This is a genomic window from Paenibacillus sacheonensis (genome assembly GCF_009909195.1).
Lineage (GTDB): Bacteria > Bacillota > Bacilli > Paenibacillales > Paenibacillaceae > Paenibacillus_Z > Paenibacillus_Z sacheonensis.
In genome coordinates, this window is sequence record NZ_JAAAMU010000001.1 from 424818 (window position 1) to 444232 (window position 19415).

14 protein-coding genes are annotated in these 19415 nt (G+C 56.0%); all 14 read left to right on the top strand.

The window, feature by feature from the left end:
* Positions 1-16: 16 nt before the first annotated feature.
* The 14 genes from GT003_RS32360 (at position 17) to GT003_RS01755 (ending at position 19354) form a co-directional block, all read left to right on the top strand.
* Positions 17-259 (top strand): putative collagen-binding domain-containing protein, encoded by a 243-nt coding sequence (locus GT003_RS32360; protein WP_161693745.1) that lies wholly within the window; start codon positions 17-19, stop codon positions 257-259.
* Positions 256-2775 carry a GH116 family glycosyl-hydrolase gene (locus GT003_RS01700; RefSeq protein WP_161693747.1) on the top strand — a complete coding sequence of 840 codons (2520 nt, stop codon included), beginning with the start codon at positions 256-258 and terminating at the stop codon, positions 2773-2775. The genes GT003_RS32360 and GT003_RS01700 overlap by 4 nt, the downstream gene beginning before the upstream one ends.
* Positions 2776-3165: 390 nt before the next feature.
* Positions 3166-3942 (top strand): DUF817 domain-containing protein, encoded by a 777-nt coding sequence (locus GT003_RS01705; protein WP_161693749.1) that lies wholly within the window; start codon positions 3166-3168, stop codon positions 3940-3942.
* Between the two features lie 108 nt (positions 3943-4050).
* Positions 4051-5442, top strand: a complete 1392-nt coding sequence (locus tag GT003_RS01710) for a glycoside hydrolase family 32 protein (RefSeq protein WP_161693751.1) — start codon at positions 4051-4053, stop codon at positions 5440-5442.
* Between the two features lie 207 nt (positions 5443-5649).
* Entirely contained in the window at positions 5650-7089 is a 1440-nt protein-coding gene (locus GT003_RS01715) for a spore germination protein (protein WP_161693753.1), read from the top strand.
* Positions 7086-8186: a GerAB/ArcD/ProY family transporter gene (locus GT003_RS01720; RefSeq protein WP_161693755.1), complete on the top strand. Its 1101-nt coding sequence runs from the start codon at positions 7086-7088 to the stop codon at positions 8184-8186. The genes GT003_RS01715 and GT003_RS01720 overlap by 4 nt, the downstream gene beginning before the upstream one ends.
* Positions 8183-8992: a Ger(x)C family spore germination protein gene (locus GT003_RS01725; protein ID WP_239565648.1), complete on the top strand. Its 810-nt coding sequence runs from the start codon at positions 8183-8185 to the stop codon at positions 8990-8992. Before GT003_RS01720 ends, GT003_RS01725 begins: the two co-directional genes overlap by 4 nt.
* Entirely contained in the window at positions 8983-9276 is a 294-nt protein-coding gene (locus tag GT003_RS32365) for a Ger(x)C family spore germination C-terminal domain-containing protein (RefSeq protein WP_346266553.1), read from the top strand. The genes GT003_RS01725 and GT003_RS32365 overlap by 10 nt, the downstream gene beginning before the upstream one ends.
* Positions 9277-9545: 269 nt before the next feature.
* Entirely contained in the window at positions 9546-11414 is a 1869-nt protein-coding gene (locus GT003_RS01730) for a cache domain-containing sensor histidine kinase (RefSeq protein ID WP_161693757.1), read from the top strand.
* On the top strand, positions 11392-13014 hold the full coding sequence (locus GT003_RS01735) for a response regulator (protein WP_161693760.1): 1623 nt from the start codon (positions 11392-11394) through the stop codon (positions 13012-13014). Before GT003_RS01730 ends, GT003_RS01735 begins: the two co-directional genes overlap by 23 nt.
* 239 nt (positions 13015-13253) lie before the next feature.
* Positions 13254-14714 (top strand): extracellular solute-binding protein, encoded by a 1461-nt coding sequence (locus tag GT003_RS01740; protein ID WP_161693762.1) that lies wholly within the window; start codon positions 13254-13256, stop codon positions 14712-14714.
* Between the two features lie 72 nt (positions 14715-14786).
* Positions 14787-15740, top strand: a complete 954-nt coding sequence (locus GT003_RS01745; RefSeq protein WP_239565646.1) for a carbohydrate ABC transporter permease — start codon at positions 14787-14789, stop codon at positions 15738-15740.
* A 5-nt stretch (positions 15741-15745) separates the two neighbouring features.
* The gene (locus GT003_RS01750; protein WP_161693764.1) at positions 15746-17062 is read left to right on the top strand and encodes a carbohydrate ABC transporter permease; all 1317 of its coding nucleotides are present in this window, start codon (positions 15746-15748) and stop codon (positions 17060-17062) included.
* Positions 17063-17284: 222 nt separating this feature from the next.
* A complete protein-coding gene (locus tag GT003_RS01755) occupies positions 17285-19354 on the top strand; it encodes a cellulase family glycosylhydrolase (RefSeq protein WP_161693766.1) in 2070 nt (689 codons plus the stop codon).
* Positions 19355-19415: the final 61 nt, after the last annotated feature.

Genomic DNA, 19415 nt, shown 5'->3' on the forward strand with positions numbered 1-19415 from the left:
GGCCGGCGCTAACCGCATGGCTGCGTCAAGAGGCGGCGGCTATGCGCTGCTGTATACGCCGAACGGCATTCCCTTCGAAGCGGTGCCGGAGCGGCTGGAAGCTCCGGTTGTCGCCGCTTCCTGTTTCGATCCCCTCAGCGGGGGCTGGGCGGAAGCGGGAACGTACGTCAGAGGAGGCATCCATCGATTCGTCCCGCCGTCGAGCGGGAGAGGCGAGGATTGGGTATTGCTGCTGGAAGCGAAAGGAGAGAACTTATGAAACACGAGCATAATGTCCATTCCGATCATGATGATCATAAACGCGATAATAGCCCGTACACGGCGGAGGAACTGTTTCGCAGGGGGCCGCAGCGTTCCTATTCGCATGATGCGCGGGAAGCCAAATTCCTGCTCGGAGGCATCGGCACCGGCAATGTCTCGGTCGGCTCGCGCGGACAGCTGTGCGATTGGGAACTGTTCAACAGCCAGGGCAAAGGCAATGCGCTGCCATATTCGTTCTTTGCCATTCGAGTCAAGGCCGGCGAAGGCGAGGCGGTCGCCAAGGTGCTTGAAGCCAAGCTGACGCCGCCCTTCGCCAATTCGCACGGCTTCTTCGCCGACGAGCTGGCGGGATTGCCGCGATTGGACGCTTCGGTGCTGCGGGGCGAGTACCCGTTCGTCCAAGTGGATTTCACGGACCGTTTCTTGCCGGTGAAGGTCGCCATGGAAGCCTTTACGCCTTTCATTCCGCTGAATCCCGACGAGTCCGGCATCCCGGGCGCGGTCATTCGTTACCGCGTAACGAATACGGCGGACCAATCTGCGGAAGTCTCGATTGCCGGGTCGCTTGCGAACGCGGCCGGATACGAGGGGCGCGAATTGTTCCATAACATGCGGCTCGCCGGCGAGGTCCGCAATGAATGCCGGTCGGAGCAGGGGCTGCAAGGCATTTTCTTCTATTCGCCCGACCTTCCTCCCAAGCATCCGCGTAACGGCACGATGTCGCTTATGACGCGCGATGACGGCGTAAGCATGAAGGAGGAATGGCTTCCCGGCGCCTGGTGGGACGGCATTCAGGAGTTCTGGACCGATTTCTCCGAAGACGGCAGACTGGAAGCTTGGAAGAATACGCAGTCGGGTACGGGCAAGCTGCATGCGGGCGGCAAAGAGCGGTACGGCTCGGTGTGCATTCGGCATACGCTTGCGCCTGGCGAGGAACGGGTCTTCGAATTCGTGCTGACCTGGCATTATCCGAACCGGCCGAAGGAATGGCAGGGGCATATCTTGCCGGTTGGCGACGGGATCGGCATGGAACGTAATTACTATGCGGCTTTATTCGCGGACGCTTGGACTGCCGGGACATATCTCTACGCGAATATGGCCCGCCTCGAAGGCAGCTCGAGAGACTTTCACCGCGCGTTGTTCGGCAGCACACTGCCGGATTACGTCATCGATGCGCTCGCGGCCAACATCACGGTGCTCCGCAGCACGACCTGCTTTCGAATTCAAGACGGCACGTTGCTCGGGTGGGAGGGAGGCTTCGATCATCGGGGCAGCTGCGAGGGATCGTGCACGCATGTGTGGAATTACGCGCAGACGCTGGCGTTTCTCTTCCCCTCGCTGGAGAGGACGATGCGCCGGGTAGAGTTTCTGCTGGAGACGGACGAAGAAGGAAGCATGTCTTTCCGCACGAACAAAGCGTTCGGCGGCGAGCGATGGGATATGGTTCCTGCGGCGGACGGCCAACTCGGCACGATCGTGCGTCTCTATCGGGAGTGGAAGCTGAGCGGGGACGATGCGTTCTTGCGGGAGTTATGGCCGAAGGCGCGACTGGCGCTCGATTTTGCATGCCGGTATTGGGATTCCGACGGCGACTTCGTGCTGGACAGCGAGCAGCATAATACGTACGACGTAGAGTTCTACGGCCCGAACACGTTGACGAATACGATGTTCTATGCCGCCTTGAAAGCCGGAGCGGCAATGGCCGCGCATATCGGCGACGAAGAACGCAGCCAATTCTATACGGAAGCTTGGATGCGGGGCAGCGCCGCCATGGACGCGATGTTGTGGGGCGGGGAGTATTACATCCAAAGGCTCGACGATGTGGACGCTTATCGTTATCAGCAAGGCACGGGCTGTCTGTCCGACCAGCTGATCGGGCAGTTTATGGCGCATGTCGCCGGACTGGGTTATATTTTGCCCGAGGCGCATGTGAAGGCGGCCGTTCGTTCGGTGTACCGCTATAACTTTCGAACGGATTTCTCGCAGCATGCCAATGTCCAGCGAACGTATGCGCTCGGCGATGAGAAAGGGCTGCTGTTATGCTCCTGGCCTCGCGGGGGAAGGCCTAAATTTCCGTTCATCTATTCCGACGAAGTGTGGACGGGGATCGAATACCAGGTGGCGGCGCACTTGATCTACGAGGACTTGGTCGAGGAGGGGCTGACGCTAGTCAAAGCGCTGCGCGAACGTCATGACGGCATTCGCCGGAATCCGTGGAACGAGGTCGAATGCGGTAACCATTACGCCCGTTCGATGGCAAGCTGGGCATTGCTTCCCGCGATCAGCGGTTATCGCTGCGATATGGTCGGCCGGACGATGTCCTTCTCGCCCAAGCTGTACCGGGAGGACTTCTCTTGCTTCTGGAGCACGGGAACGGCGTGGGGCATCTATAAGCAATCAAGCGATGAAACGACGGGCCGGACGTCTTGGGACATCGAGGTGCTGTACGGCGAATTGCACGAGATGCAGGTGAACGGCAAGAGCATTTCGCAATCGGCGAAATGGCGGGAATAGGAAGACTGACAAAGGGCTGCCGAGCATATCCCGGCAGCCTTCTTTTAGTTTCTTGATCGGAATATAGTTGATCGGAACATACCAATAGAGCTCGCCGAGGCTCTTGTGCGACGCCGCGCGTTTGCAAGATCCTTGCAGTTGAAGCAAGGTACATACTTAAGCAAATACTAGGATAGTAAGTTGGTATAAACAATAATAAAACATTTATTTGCATAAATTATATATTGTAAAACGATATATATCATGATAAATTAACTTTTGTGAAACGGTGAAACACAACAATCGGCTAATCGGAGCGCGGTGGAATAACGAGGGCGATTGTCTCTATATTGAATAGGGAGACATGAATTGCGATTCGATTCCATGCTGCCCGGCGAGGAGCTATCATCTATGAAATCCATGCTTCAACTCTTGCATTTCGCCTATCATCAGGCGATGAGCTGCTTGTTTCCGGTCGCCATCTTCGGTACGCTGGCGCTTTCGGGCGTCGTTCGGCTGCCTTTCGTTCATCGGTACGACGCGATTCTAATCGTGCTGCTCGCCGTACAGTACCTCATGTACCGTAGCGGATTAGAGACGCGCGATGAGCTTAAAGTGATCTGCGTGTTTCATATTATCGGACTGCTGCTGGAGCTCTACAAGGTCGGGATGGGGTCCTGGGCTTACCCGGAGCCGGCGTATACGAAGCTGTTCGGCGTGCCGCTCTACAGCGGATTCATGTATGCCAGCGTTGCCAGCTATATGTGCCAGGTATGGCGAAGATTGAAGATGGGCATGACCGGCTGGCCGGGGCCGGCATCGGCTTGGCTGCTCGGAGGCGCGATCTACCTGAACTTCTTCACGCATCATTTCGTTCCCGATTATCGATGGTGGCTGACGGCGCTCGTGGTGCTAGTCTTCCGGCGAACCCGGATCATCTACCGGGTGCGGAACGTTACGTACCGCATGCCCTTGACGGCGGCTTTCTTCATCGTCGGCTTCTTCATCTGGCTGGCCGAGAATATCGCGACGTTCTTCAATGCTTGGAAATATCCGGATCAATACCAAGCATGGCGGCTGGTGAGCGTCAGCAAGATCAGCTCGTGGTTTCTGCTCGTCATCATCAGCGTCATTATCGTAGCGCAGCTCAAGCATGTCAAAGCCAGCCGGCATACGAAGGCGGATTGAATTGGCCGAGAGGGGCAGCGGCGAGGCGAAGCGAGGATTATTTTGACAAAAACGCTTCTAGCGGAATTGGAGAAACTGCTATAATACGAAACAGAAAGGGTGATGACCATGAATCTATACCGTCCGATCTACCATTTTCTCCCCGAGAAGAATTGGATGAACGATCCGAACGGACTGCTCTATTTTAACGAAGAATACCATCTGTTCTATCAATACAACCCCGACGCGGATCATTGGGACACCATGCACTGGGGCCATGCCAAGAGCAAGGATCTCGTTCATTGGGAGCATCTGCCGATCGGGCTGCATCCTTCCCTTGAATTAGGCGAGCTCCACTGCTATTCCGGCTGTGCCGTCAACGACGACGGCGTGCCGACGATCTTATATACGAGCGTCGGCGAAGGCGAACGCAGCGCCGCGGACGGTCCGGAGCAATGGCTCGCGACGAGCCGGGACGGAATGGCGAGCTGGGAGAAGCACCCGGACAACCCGGTGCTGACCTTAGAGGCGCATGGCGGCATGACGATCAAAGACTGGCGGGATCCCTTCGTATGGAAAGAGGGAAACATCTGGTACATGGCGGTCGGCGGCATTCACGAGGGCAAGGGCTGCGCGTTGGTGTACCGATCCTCCAATCTGCTGCAGTGGCAGTTCCTGAATAAGCTGTGCGAGGGTACGGAAGGGATCTGGGAATGCCCGAATTTCTTCAAGCTCGGGGACAAGCATGTCTTGGTCTATTCGCCGGGAGGACAGGTCAAATATTTGACGGGAACCTGGAAGGCCGATTATACCTTTACGCCCGAGATAAGCGGGGCTTTGGACGCCAATGGATTCGAAGGATTCTATGCCCCGAACAGCATGATAGGTCCCGATGGCAGACGTCTGATGTGGGGATGGATTCCGGAAGCGGACAGACGGGAATTCAAAGGCAATGCGGGCTGGGCCGGGATTCAATCCATTCCGCGCGTGTTGAGCTTAGGTGCGGACCATACGCTGCGCATGGAGCCTGCCGCGGAACTGCAAATGCTGAGAAGGAATGGCATTCAGCTGGATGAGAAACGGATCGTCTCCGCGGAGGAGCCGCTGCCGATTCGCGGGCGGGCGTTGGAATTTACCGCCGAATTCCAGCTGGAATCCGATACGCCGGCCTTCGGCATCAAGCTGCTCCGCTCGCCCAACGGCGAGGAAGAGACCGTCTTGACGTTCGATCCGGCGAATGGCACCGTCTCCATCGATCGTACCCGTTCGAGCTTGGCGGACGAGCCGAACAAGTCGATCGTAAGCGGCGAGCTGGACTTCGCTTCTGAAAGCGATGTCAAGCTTCATCTCTTCTTGGATCACTCCGTGCTGGAGGTATTCGTCAACGCTGAGCTGTGTCTGACGGCCCGAATCTATCCGACTCTGGCGTCCGGCGATGGGGTCAGTCTATTCGCCGCGGATCCTAAGGGAGTAACGATGCGTACGTTTAAAGGTTGGGAAATGGCATCGATTTGGGAATAGGCGGAGTCGGGTAGACGCGGTTATGAGGCGGTTATTCGCAGGACGTATAGCTTGGTTAGGCTGCCGACGCATCGGCGGCCTTTTTTTTCGAGTTTGACGACTTTTATTCGCGCGCTCGGTATCATTCCGCTTCCATCCTTACATGTTTTGGGAATAATCCGGTTAAAGTAAGCGAATAGACGACGAAGACGGGAGGAGGCAATCGACGTGAAGCCAAGCGCATCGATTGAAGCGCCAGAACAGTATTTCGAACGCATGTTTGCGAATCAAAGCGACTTTCAATCCAAGCGGTTGGTCATCGGGGGGATAGCGTATGCGCTGTATTATCTCGAAACGATGATCGATCCTTCCCAAGTGCAGGACTACATCCTGAGGCCGCTGCTTCTTCGACCGCAGGACGCGGTGCACGATGTCGTGTCGATACTCGACTATGCGGAAACCGAGCAATTGGAGGAAGCGTCTCAAGCGGTCATGAACGGCAAGGTCGTACTGCATCGGGGCAAAGAGAGCAGGCTTTACTTGCTTGGCGTCGATTTGAAAAAAGAGCGCTCCATCAATATTCCGATTAACGAGCGGGTATTGCGCGGATCTAACGAAGCGTTCATCGAAAGTTTGGATACGAACCTCAACCTCATGCGCAAGCTCATCAACTCTACGGAATTCGTCATCAAACAGTATACGCTCGGACGGCTCTCGCAGACGAAGATAGCCGTCATGTACATGAAGTCGATCGCGAAACCGGAAATCGTGGAAGAGTTGGACAAGCGGCTTAACAGCATCGACATTGACTACGTCGAAGCGCCGGGATTTATCGACGAGCTGATTCAGGAGAAGAAATCCAGCCTGTTTCCTCAGATGCTCATTACGGAGCGGCCTGACCGCGCGCGCGCCTATTTGATGGAGGGAAAGGTCGTCATTGCAGCAACGGGATCCCCGGACATCATCATCCTGCCGGTGTCGTTTTGGTCCTTTTTCCAAAGCCCGGAAGACTATCAAATAAGCTGGATGTTAGGCTCCCTCTTACGGTTTTTGCGCATCTGCTGCTTTTTCATAACGATCGCCCTGCCTGCCTTCTACGTGTCGGTCAGCTCCTTTAATCCCGAGCTTCTGCCGAGTGCCTTCGTCCATACGCTGCAAAGTTCGCTCAAATATATTACGCTTCCGCCGGTGATCGAAGCGCTTTCCATGATCCTCCTGCTGGAGATACTAAGGGAAGCGACCGTCCGGTTAGCGAGTCCGGTCGCCCAAACCATCGGCGTAGTCGGCGGTATCGTCATCGGAACGGTAGTCGTTCAAGCGAATTTAGTGTCCACGACGATGGTGATCGTAGCCGCTTTGACGGGACTGGCCTCCTTCATCATCCCATCGTACGAAATGAGCAGCGCCGTGCGGTTGCTGAGTTATCCGGCAATCCTGCTTTCTTCGTTTTTCGGCTTGTTTGGCCTCGTCTGTTTCTTGATGCTGATCATCATTCATTTGTGCCGCATGCATACGATGGGTCTTCCCTATTACAAGCCTCCCTTCGGTTTAAGCGATGTGAAGGATACGCTGTTTCGTCTGCCGCTCTGGACCTTGCGGAAGCGGCCGACGGGAACGGCAGCCGGCGATCAGACCAGGATGCGCAATCCGAGGAGTTGGAAACGATGATGAAAGAAGGAACCATCAGCGGGAGGCAGTTGATTACGCTGATCATCATGGCGCAGCTGGGGACCGAGGTCATATCCCTGCCTCATGCTGCGGCTTTGCATGCCGGTCGCGATTCTTGGCTCGCCGTGTTGCTTAGCGGACTGGCCGCGCAAATAGGCATCATGCTCATGTGGTGGCTCGGGAGCCGCTACCCGACAAGGAATATCTATGCCTATGCGCCGCTTATCGTCGGCAAACCGATTGGCGCCGTCATCAATTTCGCATACGGAGGCTATTACGCCATTTCCGGTCTCTTGGTGACTTTGATGTATGCCGATATTTTGAACCGCTGGTTGTTTACGTTCACGCCGAAGTGGCCGATCCTGCTCATGCTTCTGATCGTCATCGGGTATGCGGCAACGTCAAGTCTGAGAAATCTGGCGTTGATCTCGCAATCTTTTCTTATCGTTCCTATTGTCGGTTTCGTATTTATCGTTTTCAGCGGCAATCAAGGACTTGAAATAAGGAATTTGCTTCCCCTGCTGACGGAGGGATGGAATCCGGTTATGAAAGGGATCTACATCGCGTTCAGCGCCTATGCGGGCTACGATTTGCTGCTGTATGCCTACCCGTACATAGAGACGCGAAGCAAGAAGAAGCTGCTTCTTGCGATGACGATCGCCAACGCCTGTACGATCGTACTCTATGTCGCGGTCACCCTGGTTTGCTCCATGACGTTGGGTTTAAAACAGCTTGCCGTTATTCCGGAGCCGATCGTATTCCTATTAAAGAACTACCGGTTCAAAATCCTGCAGGGGGTGGATATCTTGTTCATCATCTCTTGTGCCTGCATCGTATCGGCTACGGTCTTTGTCTATTTCTTCTTGGCGGCCAGAGCATTCCAACATCTGCGGGGTCGGGGCTTGGGCAAACAGCATGTTTGGGTGTGGGCTATCGTCTGCGGTTGTTTTATCGCCAGCTTCTTTATATCGAAACGCGACAGCATTATGCAATATGGCTCGATGCAGGATAAGCTCTCCATCTTGATGATCGTAGGGCTGCCGGTTATCCTGCTTATGATTTCGGGATTGCGCGGGACCGGGCGGAGCCGGGCATGAGGCGATTGCTTGCGTCGCTGGCCGTCTGCCTGCTGTTGTCGGGCTGCTGGGATCAGGTTCAACTGAATAAGCAGCTTTTTGTCGATATAACCGGGATCGATTACAACAAGGGGGACGGCAAGCGGCTGAAGGTCAGCTATGTTGTTTCCGAGCTTAGCGATACGACGCAAGGAGGAGGCAAGCCTTCCGACTCCTATCTTGAATCCACGGGCGCCAATATTTACGAGACGGTAAGCAATATCAATAAAGAGATGCCGGGCACCCTCAGCGTGCTGGAAACCAGGTTGTATTTGATCGGTGCCGAATTCGCCAAAGATCAGCCGATGGACTATTTGAACAATGCGGCTCAGTTTGAGACGTTATACGCGGATTTGGTCCTGTACGACGGCGATCTCCCGAAACTGTTGGCCAAGAAGGAAATCAACGGCCAGACCACTTCGGATTTTCTGGTCGGCTTGCTGGAGGACGAGAAACGGAGAGGTAGGATCCCGTCCAACAAATTATTTCATTATATCCTCGGCGGAGAGGGGTTCATGAACGACTTCTTGCTCAATCGCTTCGAACCCTTCGGCAATGGGGCTCGTCTGGCAGGAACGGCCTTGTTCAGGGATGGGAAATACACAGGCGTCAATCTGAACAATGACGAAACCTTGCTTGCCCTGCTGATGAAAGGAGCGCCGGCCAAAGGCCAGCTTTTCTTCGGTCCCGGCGCCTCTATACCTTATTCCGCCCGGGTACGAAAACGAAGAGGAGTTACCGTTTTGCCTATGACAGCAAAGGCATTCGCGAAATCGCGATTTCTTTAGAGCTGGATCTTCTATTGCTGGAAGAAGGGCTTAAAGTGAAAAACGGCAAGTTTGACCCTTCCCGCAAGGTAGAGAACGTAATCGCGGCGGACCTGACCGCGAAGTCAAAGAACGTGATCGCGACCTTGCAAAAGACGAATTGCGATTTCTTTCAGTTCGGGCAGGAAGCGGCGGCGTATCATCCGGAGTTATACAAGAAGATGAATTGGCGCGAGCAATATCCGACGATCAAGATCGAACCGAAGGTGAAGGTTACGATTCTGAATACCGGCATCTTGGAATGACGACGGCAAGCCTTCGGAGTCGTCATGACAGACTGGATTAAAGTTACTTTGCCGACAAGCATGCGAGTCATCGCATGCTTGTTTGGTTTGCGTTTCCCCTCTCCGCCAACCTTTCAAGATTTTCATACCCAAACGTAAAAAATTTAATGAACAAAATCGCCGGCTGCCTCTATAATTACAGGCATGGCTTTATTTCGGCTTTGCTGATTTGCGATAACAGCATTCGGCGTTTACCCATAGACGATGGCGAGACAAGGGGATTAGGGCAGATGAAGACGAGCAAGAGCTATACGAGGGCGACCCACGCGCTGTTGATCCCGTATCGGTTCATTACGAGATCCCTGTATCGCAAAATTTGGTTTTGTTTCTTCGTGACCATTACGATTACGGTTATTGCGCTCGGCTTGGATTACTACGTGCAGACGTCCTCCGATATTAAGGACCGGGCGATCGGCAACATGGAGCTGATCAGCAGCCAGTCCGCCGCGACGCTGGAATCGTACATGCTGAACGTGAAGAATTTCGCCTGGGAATATTTCGGAGATAAGGATTTTCAGCAGTTCGTCAAAGACCTCGGGGCCGATCCCGAGACGTACAGCCATTATTCCACGAAATTCAGCCAGTTTATGTCCCGCAACCCCGTCGCGGATTTGATCATGGTGAGCCAGCTGAACGGGGGCAACCGTCTGACCTCCGGCGGCCTCAGCAAGGCCAGCAGCCTCGATATCGATTATGATCAATTGAAAACGATTGCAATCGCGAACGACGGCAAAGGCGTCTGGCTGCCTACGGTGGCCATCGATCCGCGGACGAAGAAATCGACGAAGACGCTGATCTTCGTTCAAGCGGTCAAAACGATCAACTTCAACTCGGATAATCCCGTCGTCGGAGTGATGTTCATCCGGCTCTCTTCCGATTTCATCAAAGGCTGGCTGGGCGAGATCGGCAACGAGGAGCAGGGCCAGTACGAGCTTGTCGATGCCAAGGACGGCAAGGTCATGTTCGCGCTCGACGAGAAACAGCTCGGCGAACGCTTGACGGGACTCGATCCGTTATTCGCGTTCAGCTACCATGTGAATTCCCGTTATCTCTACGCCGACCATCAGGGCGAGAGGACGCTGTTCGTCTCCAACAAGCTCGACAACACATCCTGGGTGCTCGTCGGGCAGGTGCCGCTGAACGTGCTGCTAGAGCAAGTGAACGAGCTCGCGCTGCGAACGCTGATTATCGGCGCCGTCTGCTTGCTTGGGGCGATGATCATTGCCAGCATCCTCTCCTCCAAAATCATTACGCCGCTCAAGCAGCTGAAGAAAGGGATCATCTCGATCGAGAAAGGCGATTACAACATCTCCGTCCCGGTGTCCTCGAAGGACGAGATCGGCTATTTCGTCAGGCGGTTCAATCAGATGGCCAAAGAAATCAACATGCTGATCGTCAAAGTGTACGAGGCGGATCTCGTCAAGAAGGATGCGGAGATCAAGTCGCTGCAATCGCAGATCAATCCGCATTTCCTGTACAACACGCTCGGCATGATCGACAGTCTGGCGGCCTTGCACGATGACGACCGAATCAGCATGATCAGCTCCAACCTGGCCAAGATGTTCCGCTATAACATCAGCGCCGGACATATGTCCACGCTTCAAGCGGAAATCCGTCAGCTCGAAATTTACTTGTCCATCCAGCAGGTCCGGTTCTCGGACCGGCTCAGCTACTCGATCGACATGGAAGACGGACTGCAAACGATCCTAACCCCGAAGCTGCTGCTCCAGCCGCTCGTAGAAAACAGCTTCATGCACGGCATCGACCATCTCCCCGCGGGCGGGGAGATCCGGATCCGGGCCTGCAGCCTGTCGGATACGGATGCCGCCATTACCGTGTGGAACAACGGTCCGCCGATCCATCCGGAGCGGCTCGCATCGCTGCAAACGATGCTCGAACAGTGCCAGCAGCAGAATTACGCGGGCAATGCCGCATCGTCGATCGGCCTGTTCAACGTGCAATACCGAATCAAGCTCGTCTTCGGCAATCACTACGGCTTAGCGTTGGACAGCGGCGAGGAGCAGGGGACGACGGTGACGGTATGGGTCAAAAAAATGCGGGTGGAGGAGGCTCACGATGAAATTAATGATCGTCGATGACGAACAATTGATGCGGCAGGGCATTCGCAAGAAGATACAAACGACGGGGCTGCCCTTGACGGTGATCGCGGAAGCGGGCGACGGGATGGAAGCGCTGGCCAAGCTTCGCGAGGAAGAGCCGGACATCGTCATCACGGACATTCGCATGCCGCAGATGGACGGCCTCGCCTTCCTGCAGGAGGCGCTGCAGATGAGGCCGGAGCTGCAGTTCATCGTGATCAGCGGCTACGGGGAATTCGAATACGCGCGGAAAGCGATCCAATACGGCGTGACGGACTATCTGCTGAAGCCGGTGGACAAGGAGGAGCTGAAGGAGAGCCTGACGCGCATCATGCGCAAGATCGACAGCCGCCGGCAGCAGCAGTCGCTTGGCGAGCAGGTCAAGCATTTGCAAGACCGCAGCGAGGAATCCCTTCGCGACCAGATGCTCAGCAAGCTGATTCAGTACGGCGACGATTCGCGGCAGCAGGCGGCCGCAAGAGACGAGCGAATCTTGGAGATGACGCGCGCATGCGGTTATTTTGCGGCGGTCGTCTTTCAGCTCGAGCCGTTCAAGCTCCCGCATCTCTCCTTCCGTACGGACGACGAGAAGCTGCTCTGGTTCGCGGTGCAGAATATTATCTCTACCGTCTTGGCCGCGACGGGCCGCAACGGCGTGCTCTTCCGCCACGTCATGCACGAGAACGAGCTGGTCTACGTGCTCGGCGGGCAGACGCCGGTGGAAGCCGAGTCGCTGCAGCGGGAGCTGGAACATATTCTGGAGGGCATCCGCTGTCATCTGAAGCTCGATGCGACGATCGGCTGCGGCACGGCGGTTCGTCAGATGGAGGTCATTCAACAATCGTACCAGCATGCGAAGCAGTCGCTGCGCAATCGAATCATCCACGGTCCCGGACGGGTCTATATGGCGGAGAACGAATATATCAAGGCATCGCCGCATTCCATCGTCTCGAGAGAAGACGAAGCGTTCCTCCTCAGCTGCTTGAACGAATGCAACGCCGCTGCCATGCACGCCTGGATCGAACAGCGCGTAGAGGCGATCGCCGCCGACGGCGGAGTCGCTTTCTCGCATCTCGAGAGTTTCTGCGTGGAATTCCATCTGCTGCTGCGCAAATATTTGCTGACGCAGACCGGCATCCCCGAATGGATGATCGGCGAGCTGGACGATCTGCTGCACTGGCTGCAGGGACTGGAGCATTGGCGCCAAATTCCGAAGCCGCTCATCGAAATGGTGCACAACATTATCGGACAATTGTATAAGCTGCGTCATTCGTCCGAGTATATCGCGATCGACGAGGTCAAGCTGTTCATCGATCAATCCTTGCACGAGCCGCTGAATCTGCAGATGATCGCCGAACGGTTCTTCTTTCACCCGAGCTATTTCTCCCGCCGGTTCAAGGAGCGGTTCGGCGAGAACTTCGTCAACTACCTGACGAATGCCAGAATCCGCAAGTCGGAGTCGCTGCTGCGGGATCCCAACTTGAAAATCCAACAGGTCGCCGAGCTGGTCGGTTTCAAGGACGCCGCGTATTTCAGCAGCGTATTCCGCAAGGCGACCGGCATGACGCCGAATCAATTCCGCACGCTAAACGCCGAATGAGCACGGGCCCTGCAGGCGCGAACGACGCCTCAGACGGTTATATAGACCGGCCCGCATGTCTTGAAACGAAAGCCGCCGGAATCCGTTCCGGCGGCTTTCGCATCGCCGGGCGAGTGCCGCAACGTCAAGATATTCATAGTTCACAAGTACGTTATTTCCATTAACGGGCCGTTCCTTTCCCGCTATGATTAATTCGTAAGCACAACCAATCAGATATTCCATTAGGAGGAACGCATCGCATGAAAAAGCATGGGGGAATCAAGAAATCGGCTTCCGTACTGGTCGCGGCCACGATCGTAGCCGGACTGCTGTCGGCTTGCGGATCGGAGAAAGAGGATAACGCAGGCGGCACGAACAACGCCGCCTCGCAGACGAACAACGCATCGGAAGGGACGAACGCAAGCGCGAACGACACGACGAACGCTCCCGCTAACACAGGAGACGCCGCAGCAGATGCCGTCGTGGAAATCACGGTATGGGATCAGCCTTCTCCGGATGATCCGGCCAAGTCGTTCGTCGAAGAGCAGTTCGCCAAATTCGATGCCGCGCATCCGAACATTAAAGTGAAGCACGTGGAAGCCTGGCAGCCGGACGTTCGCGAGAAATTCCTGACGGCGGTTGCCGGCGGCGAAGGTCCGGACCTGTCGTACTCGGCTTTCCCGGATATGCAGGTCTACATTCCGAAGGGAATCGCGGCCGACATTACGGATCTCGTCAACGGCTCGCCGGATAAGGACCGCTTCATCGACGGCGCGTTCAACCTCGCGACCAAGGACGGCAAGATCTACGGCATTCCGAACGACATGTACACGAGCGGCTTGATCTATAACAAAAAGCTGTTCGCGAACGCGGGCATCACGGCACCGCCGAAGACCTGGGAAGAGTTCGCGGCGGACGCGCAGCTCGTGCAGCAGAAGAACGCCGGCATCGTCGGCTTCGATATTCTCGGCATGGACTGGGCGGATTGGCACTTCGAGTATTACGTCTGGCAGGCCGGCGGCGACTTGACGGAGCAGCAGCCGGACGGAACGGCCAAGCTGACGTTCACGTCCGACGCGGCCGTCAAAGCGCTTCAATACTACAAGGATCTGAAATGGAAATACAACGTGACGCAGAAGAACGTCGTGCAGGATATCGGCGAGAACGAGAAAGACTTCTACAGCGGCCGCTCCGCGATGATCATCGGCACGTCCGACAGCTTCACGAACTTCGTGGGCAGAGGCATGAACCCGGACGATATCGGCTTCGCGCCGTTCCCGGCCGGTCCATCGGGCAAAGCGCCGGCTCAAGTCGGCGGCAGCTTCTGGATGCTGAATCCCAAATCCTCCCCCGAGCAGCAGAAGGCGGCGTTCGATTACGCGATGTTCTCCATGTCCAAGGAATCCCAGGACGCGCTGGGTCAATTCAAGGTCGACAACGGTCTCGGCCTGCGTCCGTTCACCGTGCTCAAGGACTTCGACGTGACGAAATTCATCAAGGACGTTCCGCAGGACTACCTGGATGCCGTCAATGAATCGGCGAAGGACCAGCATCTGGAGTACTTCCTGAAGAGCAGCCTGAGCAGCTACCTCGTCAAGCCGATCCAGAAAGTATTGCTGGATAAGAACGCGGATCCGGCGGCAGAGCTGCAAAAGGCGCAGGATCTGGCTCAGAAAGAAGTTATCGATAAGTACAACAACGACCTTAAAGCGGCAAAATAATAACGGCGAACCGGCAAATCGGGATTTCCAATCGGAGATCCCGATGGTTTTCATAAGGTAGGTGGAGCGGAAATGGGAAATCAAGTGGAGCTGAAACAAGGGGCTGCCGCACAAGCGCAAACACAGGCGCAGACACAGAAGCAGATGCAGACCCGATCGCGCGCGCGCTTCAACATTCGTTGGACGCCGATTCTGTTCTTGCTGCCGTCCATCATCGTGTTTTTCGTATTCAAATATTATCTGATACTCGATGCGGTCTATATCAGCTTGTTCAACTACGATATCGTGAGCCCGCCCGGCAAATTCGTCGGCCTCGGCAATTACTTCGAATTTCTGAAATCCGAGACGTTCTGGGTGGCGATGAAAAACACGTTCATCTTCTTCCTCTTGTCGGTGGCGATCGTCTTCTGGGTGCCGATTGTGCAGGCCTTGTTCCTGTCGCAGGTCAAGCGCTTCAACGGATTTTACCGCGTGCTGTACCAGATTCCCGGCGTGCTTCCGGTCGTGGCCGGCGTCCTGCTGTGGAAGTGGATGTACAATCCCGACCGCGGCCTGTTCAATTATTTGCTCGCCAAGATCGGCCTGGGACCCTATGGCTGGCTGAACGATCTGCACATGACGAAGTTCGCCATCGTCCTGCCCGGCTTTTTCACGGGAGGCGGAATCGGCGTGCTGCTCTACTACGCGGCGATCAAGTCGATCTCGGCGGAATTATTCGAAGCGGCCAAAATCGACGGCTGCGGACCGTGGCACCGAATGAAGATTATCATTCTGCCGAACATCAAGTTCGTCATTTTGATCCAATTCGTCGGCTTCATGTCCGGTGTCCTGCTGTCGTTCGACAATATATTCGTCATGACGCAAGGAGGGCCAGCGGATGCCTCGCTCGTCGTCGCGCTCATGATTCAGCGGACGGCCTTCGTGCAGTCCAGGTTCGGCATCTCGGCAGCGCTGTCCTTCTTCATGTTCATCGTCATCGCCGTGCTGACCGTTCTACAATTCCGCCTTCAAAGAGAGGATGACTAAGCGCAATGAAGAGCCATCGCATCATTGAGAAAGGCGAACGTAAGCTCGCGGTCACCTCTTATGCCGTTACGGTCGTATTTATTATTCTCGGCATTCTTCCGCTCGTGTGGATGCTGCTGACGTCGATGATGGACAACGAATCCATCGATGCCACAACGCCGAAGTTCCTGCCTGACATCCCGCGGACGATCGCCATCACGCTCGATTATTCGGGACAGCAGGATCAGAACGAGGAATTCTACCGCAAGGATGCCATGAAAGCGACCTGGTTTCCTTGGATGGCCAACATGCGGGAGAACATCGGAGAGATCAAAGTTACGGGCGTTAAGGACGGGCATGAGCTGTATAACTCCAAGACGACGGCTGCGGAATTCTACGTCGGGCAGCCGTTCATCGTTCCTACGCAGGTGTTCAACGACAATGTCATGAAAGCCAAGCTGCCGCGCATCAAGGAGAGCGGCTTGTCCAAATTCACGTACTACGGTCAAGGCAACAAGGCGGAAATCGAAAAGGCGAGTACGCTGTCGGATCAACCGCTCGGCAAGCAGTTCCAAGCTTTCTTCAGCGAGCGCAAGCTGCTGGACGGCAAAGTAACCTCGCTTGTGCAATCCCGCAATTGGCTGCGCCTGTTCGACAGCTACCGGAGCTTGAACATTCTGGCCTCGGAGGCCGCGGTCAGCTTCGGATTCTATCACTACTTCTTCAACAGCCTGCTGATCTGCGTCATCGTCATCGCCTGGCAGCTGACCTTCGGCGCCATGGCCAGCTATGCGCTGTCGCAGCTCCTGCGCAGCAAGAAGACGAAGTTCGTCGTGCTGATGTACTTCCTTGCGACGATCATGATTCCGGGCGTATCCGTCTTGATTCCGCAATATCTGCTGATGCAGAAGCTGAATCTCGTGGACAATCTCTGGGCGGTCATCCTGCCGCACTTTGCCTGGGGCTTCGTCATCTTCTTGTTCAAAGGCTTCTTCGACCAGCTGCCCAAGGAGCTGCTGCAGGCGGCGCGCGTGGACGGCGCATCGGAGCTGAGAACGTTTCTTCGCATCGTCATACCGATGTCCGTGCCCGTGTTTACGATCGTCGCGGTCATGACGTTCATCCCGGTGTGGAACGACTTCCTATGGCCGTACGTCGTGACCAAATCGCATCATAACTGGACGTTCACGGTGGCGATGAACGATATGCAGGGGGGACGCAATCCGCGCGCGAACTGGATCAGCGCCGGCGGCGTCGTGTCGATGATCCCGCTGCTGCTCGTCTTCTTGGGAACGCAGGGGGCCATCGAGAAAGGCATTAATTTTACGGGCATCAAAGGGTAGGGTCAGCGGTAAGGGCGGATTCGGATCGATGGCTTATCGGGTGCAAAGTGGACGAGGGCGGGGGAGCTCCGCCTTAACGTGAAGGAGGTGATGCTGCAGGCAGGACGTATGCGGGGATCGTCGGGCGACGATCGGAGGGAGGGAAGCGGAACAAGGGCGGCTCGCCTGCTTAGCCAGCTTGCATGCTAGCATTCTTCAATCTCGAGGAGGTATGAAAGACTAATGAACCGTAAGCGCGCCATTCCGTATGCCTTGCTTGTTGTCATGCTCACCATGCTCTTCTCCGTATTCAGTCCCGCCGCCGGCGTCAGCGCCTACGGCACGCCCAACTCCAGAGGCGGCATGAATGCCCAGTGGTACTACGGCACGGATGCGGAATTGAACACCGCTGCCGATCAAGTCTTGAATTCAGGGGTCGGATGGACTCGCATCGATCTGAAATGGTCGCTGGTTCAGCCGACGAACGCGGCAACGTGGGATTGGAGCTGGCCCGACAAAATGGTGTCCAAAGCGCTCAGCAGAGGGCTGAAGGTCATCCTCGTCGCCTCCTACTCGCCTGGCTGGGCGAACGGAGGACATACCGACGAGCGCTATTATCCGTCCGACGTCAATGCGTGGAAGACGTTTCTCGATACGGCAGCAAGGCGTTATCTGCCGCAGGGGGCGACCGTGTTCGAGCTGTGGAACGAACCGAACAATTCGCCGCAGTCGAGTCCGGCCCTGTATACGAGCAATATCCTGAAGCCGGGCTCGGATGCGATTCGCGCGGCTTCCGTCGACGTGCATGTGCCGGTGACGATTCTGAACGCAGCTTCCGCGTCGTTGATCGGGGTATCCGGCATCGTGGATCCATATGCGTGGCTGACAGGCATCTATGCGAACGGCGGGAAAGACTACTTCGACGCCGAGGCGGTCCATCCGTATTGCTGGCCGCTCGCGCCGACGACGACCAGCACGTATAATCATTTGCTGCGTACGGTCGAGCTGCATAACACGATGGCCGCCAACGGGGACGGCGGCAAGCAGATTTGGGCCACGGAATTCGGTTATCCGACCAAGGGGCCGAACACGGTGACGGAGCAGCAGCAAAGCGATTACATCGCGAGCGCCTTCCAGGTATGGACGCAGTCGTCGTGGCTGGCGTGGACCGGACCGATGATCCTGTATACGTACAAGGATGGCGGCGTCAGCACGACCGATCCGGAGCTCAACTTCGGCATGATCCGCAACGACTGGACGTTCAAGCCCGTCATGAACCAGCTTCCGACGATCATGACGAATACGCCGCCCGCGCCGGCCGTTCCGACCTCGGGCTACGGCAGCGGCACGGTTAACCCTCCGCCGGGCAGCGGCGTTCAGCTCATTACCGGTTTTGAAAGCGCTTCACAATGGACGGGCGAAGCGACGGCTGTCTCCGATACGACGCATAAGACCGAAGGCGGCCAGTCCTTGAAGGTAACCTACGCCGCATCGGGCGGATGGAAGAATTACGCCTACGCGATCGGCAGCCCGTACCTGAACCTGGGCAGCGCCACGGAAGTTAAGCTGGACGTCTACCCGTACAGCCAAACTCCCGGCACGTATAACGAGCCTGTCGACTTGAAGCTGCACGACGTGACGGGCAACGTGATCTACGAGCAGCAGCTGCCACATCTGACGGCGAATCAGTGGAATACGGTCACCGTCAGCCTGTCCGGCATATCGGCGGCGAACCGCCAGAAGATCGACAACGTCAACCTGTACCTGTGGTCGGGCTTCACGGGCGAGCTGGGCGGCAGGACGTCGGTCGCTTATTCCTTCGACAACCTTCGGTTCACGCAGCCGGTTGCGGCAATCAACGGCTTCGAGAATACGGCGCAGTGGACCGGGGAAGCGACGGGCGTCGCCGATACGGCGCACAAGACCGAGGGCAGCCAGTCCATTAAGGCGACGTATCCGGTGAGCAGCGGATGGAAGAACTACTATACGAACATCGCCAGTCCGTACGTGAACATCTCCGGCGCGTCATCGCTCAAGCTGGATGTCTATCCGCTCTCCCAAACGCCGGGTACGTATAGCGAACCGATTGCATTCAAACTCCATGACGTCACCGGCGGCGTCATCTATGAACAGCAGCTGCCGCATCTGACGGCCAATCAATGGAATACGGTCACGATCGATCTGTCCGGCATTTCGGCGGCCAACCGTCAGAAGATCGATAACATCGATATCTACTTGTGGTCGGGCTTTACGAACGAGATCGCCGGACGCGCGAGCGTCAGCTATTATTTCGATAATCTACGCAACGGGTAACGCCTACCAGACTGCGGCTGTCATGCGGCAGCCGCAGTCCAATTCACGTAACGGAGGTCCC